At 46.8% G+C, this 7,602-nt stretch carries 8 protein-coding genes and 2 tRNA genes; 6 read left to right on the top strand and 4 right to left on the bottom strand.

The window, feature by feature from the left end:
* Nucleotides 1-97: 97 nt before the first annotated feature.
* From HMPREF3179_RS10130 to HMPREF3179_RS10120, 3 genes are all read right to left on the bottom strand, one after another.
* Entirely contained in the window at nucleotides 98-679 is a 582-nt protein-coding gene (locus HMPREF3179_RS10130) for a hypothetical protein (protein WP_083290751.1), read from the bottom strand.
* 206 nt (nucleotides 680-885) lie between these two features.
* Nucleotides 886-1,275: a methyltransferase family protein gene (locus HMPREF3179_RS10125; protein WP_246824446.1), complete on the bottom strand. Its 390-nt coding sequence runs from the start codon at nucleotides 1,273-1,275 to the stop codon at nucleotides 886-888.
* A 235-nt stretch (nucleotides 1,276-1,510) separates the two neighbouring features.
* Nucleotides 1,511-1,586, bottom strand: a tRNA-Phe gene (locus HMPREF3179_RS10120).
* Between the two features lie 329 nt (nucleotides 1,587-1,915).
* Here HMPREF3179_RS10120 and hemA point away from each other — a divergent pair.
* The 5 genes from hemA (at nucleotide 1,916) to HMPREF3179_RS10095 (ending at nucleotide 6,289) form a co-directional block, all read left to right on the top strand.
* Entirely contained in the window at nucleotides 1,916-3,193 is a 1,278-nt protein-coding gene (gene hemA, locus HMPREF3179_RS10115) for a glutamyl-tRNA reductase (protein WP_026156774.1), read from the top strand.
* A gap of 94 nt (nucleotides 3,194-3,287) precedes the next feature.
* Nucleotides 3,288-4,367, top strand: a complete 1,080-nt coding sequence (gene prfA / locus HMPREF3179_RS10110) for a peptide chain release factor 1 (protein WP_018025895.1) — start codon at nucleotides 3,288-3,290, stop codon at nucleotides 4,365-4,367.
* Nucleotides 4,360-5,244, top strand: a complete 885-nt coding sequence (prmC, locus tag HMPREF3179_RS10105) for a peptide chain release factor N(5)-glutamine methyltransferase (protein ID WP_070471040.1) — start codon at nucleotides 4,360-4,362, stop codon at nucleotides 5,242-5,244. Before prfA ends, prmC begins: the two co-directional genes overlap by 8 nt.
* A 137-nt stretch (nucleotides 5,245-5,381) precedes the next feature.
* Nucleotides 5,382-5,714: a Grx4 family monothiol glutaredoxin gene (gene grxD / locus HMPREF3179_RS10100; protein ID WP_018025893.1), complete on the top strand. Its 333-nt coding sequence runs from the start codon at nucleotides 5,382-5,384 to the stop codon at nucleotides 5,712-5,714.
* A gap of 5 nt (nucleotides 5,715-5,719) precedes the next feature.
* Nucleotides 5,720-6,289: a UbiX family flavin prenyltransferase gene (locus tag HMPREF3179_RS10095; RefSeq protein WP_018025892.1), complete on the top strand. Its 570-nt coding sequence runs from the start codon at nucleotides 5,720-5,722 to the stop codon at nucleotides 6,287-6,289.
* Here the strand turns inward: HMPREF3179_RS10095 and HMPREF3179_RS10090 are convergent, their stop codons facing one another.
* Nucleotides 6,290-7,087, bottom strand: a complete 798-nt coding sequence (locus tag HMPREF3179_RS10090; protein WP_070471038.1) for an EI24 domain-containing protein — start codon at nucleotides 7,085-7,087, stop codon at nucleotides 6,290-6,292.
* 253 nt (nucleotides 7,088-7,340) lie between these two features.
* Between HMPREF3179_RS10090 and HMPREF3179_RS10085 the strand changes: the two genes are divergently transcribed.
* A tRNA-Leu gene (locus tag HMPREF3179_RS10085) sits at nucleotides 7,341-7,425 on the top strand.
* Nucleotides 7,426-7,602 lie beyond the last annotated feature (177 nt).

Raw genomic sequence — 7,602 nt, 5'->3', positions numbered from 1 at the left:
CTTCCCCGCCCTGAACGGCAGGGCTTGTCGCGCAGCCGGTCAACTTAAAAAGCGCCATTCTCATGTGAGAAGCGGCGCTTTTCTTATGTTTGATGAGTTACTTCGTCGTGTCTAAGTTAGCAAGCTTTTGTTTTTGCTGAAGCACTTCAAGGGCGACTTGATAACAATCATTGACATGGGCTCGGCCAACAATCCGCATCGCTGCATAACTAATGCCACCAGATAGGACAGGGCCTAAAAAGGGCACAAATTTAAAGCCGGTTTTGGCTGTGCTGGTAGCGGCAATTTTAGCACCAGCGGTAGTTACGGATTTAACCACCGCTTCGCGCGTAATGTATTTGCCGATTAAGCTGGTGCCGATTTTGGTAATGGCAATTAGGGTCATTTGCTTTAATTGCGGGTCTAAGGCTTCTACTTGCTCAGCGGATAAACCGAATTTCTTATTAATTTTGGGCAGTAGATTCATCAAAATACTGACGTCTGTTGCAATATCCATGCCGGGGATCGGTACCGCCGCCACCGCACCTGAAAAGAATGAGCTGGTATTAACCATTTCATAGCATTCGTCGCGGATTCTAAGTAGCTGTAATTCCTCAATGGAGAGCTTTTCTTTATCTAGCGGCGTTGATTGACGACTTCGCGCTACGGTTGATTGGACGAGCTTGGTGAATTTGGACATATAAATACGCTTTGGAATGTGTTGAGAGTGCTTGAATACTCAATCATACTGCACTAGGCAGCTTCTTGCTATCAAGCAGGCGATGTTGGGGCTCCTTTTTTAGAGATGGGGTGGTTTGGAACTAATTCAAGGGGTTATAACCAACGCCGTACCTGCTGTTTATAGGCGCTAAACTCAGCCTTAAATTTGCTTCCTAACACACGCTCTTAAGGCATAATCTGAAATCGCGTTATATAGAGCAAGTAGAAGATAATCCCGATGCTTGCAAATAGGCTTTGTAAATAAACGGCCCAAGCTAAAAGTAAACATAATATGGCTAGATACATGGGATTACGACTATAACGATAAATACCTGTCATAACCAATTTAGTGCTCGCACTCGGGCGTTTTGGATTGGCTGTGGTTTTGTGACGAACAAAAGCGATAATGGCACTTAGACCGATAGTTAAAGCAAGCAGCATCAGTAAAGTGCTAATGTTTAACTTTGCTTGCCAAGTGATATTAATAATGGGTAACGGTTTGGCCACAAAGTACATAAGTAGTGCGCTTAAAAAGGCGATAAGGGGTGATGGTAGCAGGAGTTCTAAAGCTTTCATAGGTGATAGTTGCTGGGCTTGTGACGGCCTTGGCTTAGGTGGTGTGTGTAGGTAGGTGTTATGATTCAGCTTAGCACAGTAGTGGCGTGAACTGCTGTAGCGAGGAAAAGCGCTTGATGAAAGTGAGCGTGAGTTATGCTGGTATTTGAGCTGTGTGCCACTGTAGGGGGCGATTGTAGCATTATGGCAATAAAAAACTCGCTAACCCTTAAAGCTAGCGAGTTTAAAGAATCTCTGGTGGCCTGGGGCGGAATCGAACCGCCGACACAAGGATTTTCAATCCTCTGCTCTACCGACTGAGCTACCTGGCCAACAAAAAAGTTATTATATACAAAGATTGGGTAAATGTGAAGACTTTATTGAAAATTGATTAAAAATACTCAATTAATGATCTAAAGCCTGCTGAGTTGTTGTTTTTTGACAGCGCCTGTTTGAGTTGCGGCTGAGTTTTTACCATGCGTTGCCAAGATTGCAAATAGAAAGTCGCAATCAATCATTTCAGTTTGTGAAAAATAGCTAAGGGGCATATAATATAGCCTTATAAATAAGAATTGTCGATAGTTTTTTCTTTGCGAATTAAGGGCTTAACCGGTGCAGTCTGGCGTGCGTCTTAGTTTTTATTACCTAGTTTTGAGTCGATATGTCCACCGATGTTTTAACATTTGGCGTTAACCATCACTCTGCCCCGGTTGATATTCGGGAGCGAGTGTCGATGGCTGGTGATGTTGTATTACCGGCCTTACATGGTTTGCGTTCGATTTTTGGTAATTCGGTCAAAGAAGCGGCTATTCTCTCAACCTGTAATCGCACCGAGATTTACTGTGCGGCCGATCAATCGATTGCGGCTGATATTCCAGCATGGTTGGCTGAGTTTAACTCATTAAAAGACGATGAGTTAAGACCCTATATTTATCAATTGGATCAGGATAAGGCGGTGCGTCACGCTTTTCGTGTGGCTAGTGGCTTGGACTCGATGGTTTTGGGCGAGGCGCAAATTCTCGGTCAATTAAAAACTGCAGTACGTACAGCAGATGAGGCAGGTACCCTTGGCTCTACCCTCCATCAGTTGTTTCAACGGACCTTTTCGGTCGCTAAGGAAGTGCGTACCAATACCGCCATCGGGGCGCAGTCGATTTCATTTGCGGCAGCGGCGGTGCGCTTATCAGAGCGGGTTTTTGGAGATCTCAAAAATAGCGATGTGCTGTTTATCGGTGCCGGTGAGATGATTGAGCTTTGTGCCGCACATTTTTCTGGTGCTAATCCTCGCTCCATCACCGTGGCTAACCGTACGCCTGAGCGTGGACAGCTACTAGCCTCCCGTTTTAATGGTGGCACCATGAAGTTGTCTGAGTTGCCAGAGCAGTTACATAAATTTGATGTGGTCGTGACCTGTACCGCCTCCACCCTACCTATTTTAGGCTTGGGTATGGTACAAAAGCTTAGTCGCAAGCGTCGTTCTAAGCCGGTTGTGATGGTTGATTTAGCGGTGCCACGTGATGTGGAGCCGGAGGTCGCTCAGCTGGATAATATTTACTTATACACGGTTGATGACTTAGGCCGCTACGTACAAATGGGTCAGGATTCGCGTCAGCGTGCAGTTGGGCAGGCCGAGGCCATTATTGATGCCCGCGTCTTGAATTTTATGCAATGGATGGAGTCACGCCGTCTGGTGGTGCCGGTGATTCAGGACTTAAATCATCATGCTGAGAGCTTACGTCAAGCGGAGCTGGCAAAGGCGCGTCGACTGTTGGCCAGAGGTGAGGATCCCGAAGCGGTGCTTGAGTACTTAGCGCGCAATCTCACGCAGAAGTATCTGCATGCGCCGATGTCGCAGCTTAACCGTTCCGAGGGTGTGCAGCGTCAAGAGCTACTAAATATCGTGCCGCAGTTATTTCCCTTTGATTCAGAGCAGCATTAGCTAGGCTCCTTGTTATCTGCTTTGCTCGCCGATACTGCGTAGGCGAGTGTTTTTACCCTATATTTCAACCTTCTTCCTAGATAGAATTTTAATTATGAAAGACTCAATGCGATCTCGCTTAGAGCAATTGTCTCACCGTTTAATCGAGTTAGATGCGATGTTATCTGAGCCTGAAGCTGTGAATGATATGGATAATTTTCGCAAGCTCTCACGCGAGCGTGCGGAAATCGATCCCGTGGTGCAGCTTTTTAATGAATATGAAGGTGCCGAAGCGGATTTATCAGCGGCGCAAGAAATGATGAAAGATCCCGAGCTTAAAGAAATGGGTGAGGAGGAATATCATTTACTAAAAGAGAAATTGACAGCGCTTGAAGACGAGTTACAGCTTGAGCTGTTGCCTAAAGATCCGGATGACAGTCGCAGCGTGTTTTTGGAAATTCGTGCGGGTACTGGCGGTGATGAGAGTGCGCTTTTTTCCGGCGATTTATTAAGAATGTATACACGTTATGCCGAGGAAAAGGGCTGGCGTGTCGAGTTGATTTCTGAGGCGCCTTCTGAATTAGGTGGTTACCGTGAGGTGATCGCTAGAATTGATGGTGAGGGTGCTTATGGTCGCTTGAAGTATGAGTCCGGTGCGCACCGTGTGCAGCGTGTGCCCGAAACGGAGTCGCAGGGACGTGTGCATACTTCGGCGTGTACTGTCGCCATTCTGCCAGAAGCGGATGAATTAGCCGAAGTGGTGCTCAATCCAGCGGATTTGCGTATTGATACCTTCCGTGCCAGTGGTGCAGGTGGTCAGCACGTCAATAAAACCGACTCGGCCGTGCGTATTACCCATATCCCTACCGGTATTGTTGCAGAATGTCAGGATGACCGTTCCCAACACAAAAATAAGGCTCAAGCCATGAGTGTATTGGCGGCGCGTATTAATGATATTCAACGCCAGGAAAGAGAGGCGGCTGAGGCAGCTGAACGTAAAAGCTTAGTCGGTAGCGGTGATCGCTCTGAGCGTATACGTACCTATAACTACCCACAAGGGCGCGTGACAGATCACCGTATTAACTTGACCCTATATAAATTACAGCAAATTATGGACGGCTCTTTAGATGAGCTCACCGGTGCTTTAATGGCAGAGCGACAAGCAGAATTGCTGGCTGCTTTAAGCCATGACTAAGAGTCTACAGGATTGTCATCGTATTAGAGATGTGTTGGCGCTCCCGCAGTTGCCCTTGTTAGAGCGCAGAATGCTGTTGGAGTTTGTGTTGGATAAGCCACGCGCCTGGTTTATCAGTCATGATGATGAAATACTGAGTACTGAGCACAAAGCGCAGTTGCAGGCGCTGTTTGAGCGTCGTTTGGAAGGTGAGCCCTTAGCCTATCTAATTGCTCAGCGCGAGTTTATGAGCTTAAGTTTTAAAGTTACACCCGCAGTGCTGATACCGCGCCCAGAAACGGAGCTGTTGGTGGAACAGGCCATCGCCTTTTTAGAGGCATTAAAGGCTCAGGGTCTAAAGCGTCCGCGCGTCTTGGATATTGGTACTGGCAGCGGCATTATCGCGATTAGTATTAAGCATTATTTTCCAGAGGCTGAGGTATGGGCTCTGGATCTGAGTGCGGAGGCTTTGGCTGTAGCCCGAGACAATGCGCATAAGTTGCAGGTAGACATTGAGCTGCTACAAAGTGATTTGTTTGAGGCATTCAACTCCTCAGACAATGGCTTTGATTTAATCGTCTCAAATCCGCCTTATATTGATCGTGACGATCCCCATTTGCAGCAGGGTGATGTGCGTTTTGAGCCGCTAATGGCCTTAACTGACAATGCCGATGGTTTGCGTTTGATCCGGCGTTTAGTGGCTGAGGCGCCGCGGTTTTTAAAAAGCTCGGCGCCAAATCAAGCGCTACCAACCGCACTTTGGCTAGAGCATGGTTGGGAGCAGGCGGCGTCGGTGAAGTCGTTACTAACTCAACAAGGCTTTAAGCAGGTGCAAAGCCTGCAAGATTTGGCGGGTATCGAAAGAATTAGCGGTGGGCTCTGGGAGTCCGCCGCTTAAACCTAGGTCAAGCCCTATAAAGTTCGGGTGTATCGTGTTGTTAAGACCCGAATTAAGCTAAAATAGACGCTTAGTATCCAGGCAGTTATTGCACAGTGTGCAAGCGATTAGTAACGAATTTTAATTAAGGAAGTATGATGAGTACAGATGTTCGTACCTTTATTGATGAAACTGTTAAAGAACACCCAGTGGTCTTGTTTATGAAGGGATCTGCTCAGTTCCCTCAGTGCGGTTTCTCGGCCAAGGCGGTCAGCATTTTACGCGATTTGGGTGTGCGCAAATTAGTGACGGTTAACGTGCTTGATGATCAGGAAGTGCGTGAAGAGATCAAGGTCTACTCTAACTGGCCGACCATTCCTCAACTTTATGTTAAGGGTGAGTTTATTGGTGGTTCCGATATTATGGAAGAGATGCAAAGCAGTGGTGAGCTTAAAGAGCTACTTGACGCCTCAGGTGCAACTGCCGACTAGTTTTCATGAAAAAGCGATTAGTCATTGGGGTGACTGGAGCAACGGGCGCGATTTATGCGGTGCGTATGCTGCAGACGCTCCAGCAAATACCGGAGGTAGAAACGCACTTAGTGGTGTCTTCCTCTGGTGTTGTGAATTTAAAGTATGAAATGGGCATGGATCGTCATGAGCTCTATGCCATGGCAGATCATTGCTATCATTTCAAAGATATTGGTGCAACCCTTGCCAGCGGTGGTTTTAAGACTGATGGTATGCTGATTTTACCTTGTACCATGCATACCTTGGCCTCGTGTGCCATTGGCTTATCGGATAATCTGATTACCCGTACCGCCGATGTGCATCTTAAGGAGCGTCGTAAGCTGGTCTTGGTGGTACGTGAAACGCCCTTTAATCTAGCCCATTTACGTAATATGACGGCAGTCACCGAGATGGGCGGCATTATTTATCCACCACTGCCTGCCTTTTATCATCATCCTAGCTCCATTGAGGAAATGGTAGCTCACACCAATGCGCGACTTTTGGAAATCTTTGATATTCGTGTCGACGCACCGACTTGGCAGGGCACTCAGGGCTAGTTAAGCCTTATTTTTATTGCTAGTAATACGCGCTGAGGCATCTGCGCTAAAGTGGCTGTCAATATCAATCGCACCTTGGCGTAATTCTCTGAGCGCACTCAAACCGTAGTGGGTACAGGCCAAAATTGCATAGACTGGCATCACTAAACCCATAAAGGGAATGAGGCAGAGTAAACCGCAAACCAAGCCGATAATCCAAAAGCCTTTATGATATTTTTTTAGAATAAATGTGCGCTCGGCGGGTGAGGCGTGCTCGGTGATGGCATCGACTTTGGCAATTTGGGAAAAGGCATAAGCGGTCCAAAAAACACTTAATACAATGGATGCAAAGGGGATTAGCCACAGTGGTAGGGTGACTAACCAACCCACCACAGAGATCACACCGACTTTGATCGCATTAAAGATACTGCGTGAATCGATAAATTTACCGCGCTTTTCCAGGTCTTGATAATGCGTCTTTGCGAGTAAACTGACTGCTAGCGGCGTCACAGCAACTGCAGCAACGGCTAAGCCAATCACTAAGCTAATGGCTGACAAGGCAATAAAGGCAATTAAAGCACTTAGCCAGTCGCTCAAGGTACTCATGCCCCAGAGCGAGGTAAAGCTGCTAAACCAACTCCATTTGTTGGCACTGGCGATAAACCAGTTATCCAAAGGGTTCCAGGCAACAATTAATAATAAAACTAAGCTAAGCACGGTCACGCCAAATGGCATCAGTACCGCCATCAGCATTTTTGGGTGAAGTTGACTGGCTAAGGCTTTGGCCAGCGCATCAATGGGAGTGACGTGGGTGGGCATCCTAGCGTATCCTTGATTTGAAAAAAGAGTTCTAAACGAAGTCATGAGGTGCGTGCAGCAATTCTCAAGTGACAGGCTATTATATGGTGTGAGAGGGCGATTAAATCAATACTTTTGGTAGCAATATGTAGACGAATTGTTTGGAAGGCGCAGAATTTTGTCTTTTTCTTAAAAGATGAGTAGATATATTTATAAAAAAGGAATATAATTTTCTACTTCCCTACGAGAAACGTTCTAGTGTTTTCAGTCAAATGCCCGGGTGGTGAAATTGGTAGACGCAGGGGACTCAAAATCCCCCGCCGCAAGGCGTGCCGGTTCAAGTCCGGCCCCGGGCACCACAAATCCCTCTAAGCTATCAATGGCTTAGGCAGCTATGGTTAGCTGCCGACTCTCCACGCTTTTCAATCTTCCATCATCTTCGCTAGTATAAATACTGCTTTTTAGAGCCCTTGGGCTGACGTATCATAACAGCTGGTTATTGTTAATTAATGGTATCTATCTTTAGAGGTAATTTC

It is taken from the genome of Oligella sp. HMSC09E12 (genome assembly GCF_001808505.1).
GTDB classification, from domain to species: Bacteria; Pseudomonadota; Gammaproteobacteria; order Burkholderiales; family Burkholderiaceae_B; genus Oligella; species Oligella urethralis.
The sequence above is the reverse complement of the archived record's forward strand: the minus strand, read 5'-3'. Positions and strand labels throughout refer to the sequence as shown.

Coding starts and splice junctions, on each gene's coding strand:
- HMPREF3179_RS10130 (WP_083290751.1), bottom strand. CDS start 679: ATGTCCAAATTCACCAAGCTCGTCCAATCAACCGTAGCGCGAAGTCGT.
- HMPREF3179_RS10125 (WP_246824446.1), bottom strand. CDS start 1,275: ATGAAAGCTTTAGAACTCCTGCTACCATCACCCCTTATCGCCTTTTTA.
- hemA (WP_026156774.1), top strand. CDS start 1,916: ATGTCCACCGATGTTTTAACATTTGGCGTTAACCATCACTCTGCCCCG.
- prfA (WP_018025895.1), top strand. CDS start 3,288: ATGAAAGACTCAATGCGATCTCGCTTAGAGCAATTGTCTCACCGTTTA.
- prmC (WP_070471040.1), top strand. CDS start 4,360: ATGACTAAGAGTCTACAGGATTGTCATCGTATTAGAGATGTGTTGGCG.
- grxD (WP_018025893.1), top strand. CDS start 5,382: ATGAGTACAGATGTTCGTACCTTTATTGATGAAACTGTTAAAGAACAC.
- HMPREF3179_RS10095 (WP_018025892.1), top strand. CDS start 5,720: ATGAAAAAGCGATTAGTCATTGGGGTGACTGGAGCAACGGGCGCGATT.
- HMPREF3179_RS10090 (WP_070471038.1), bottom strand. CDS start 7,087: ATGCCCACCCACGTCACTCCCATTGATGCGCTGGCCAAAGCCTTAGCC.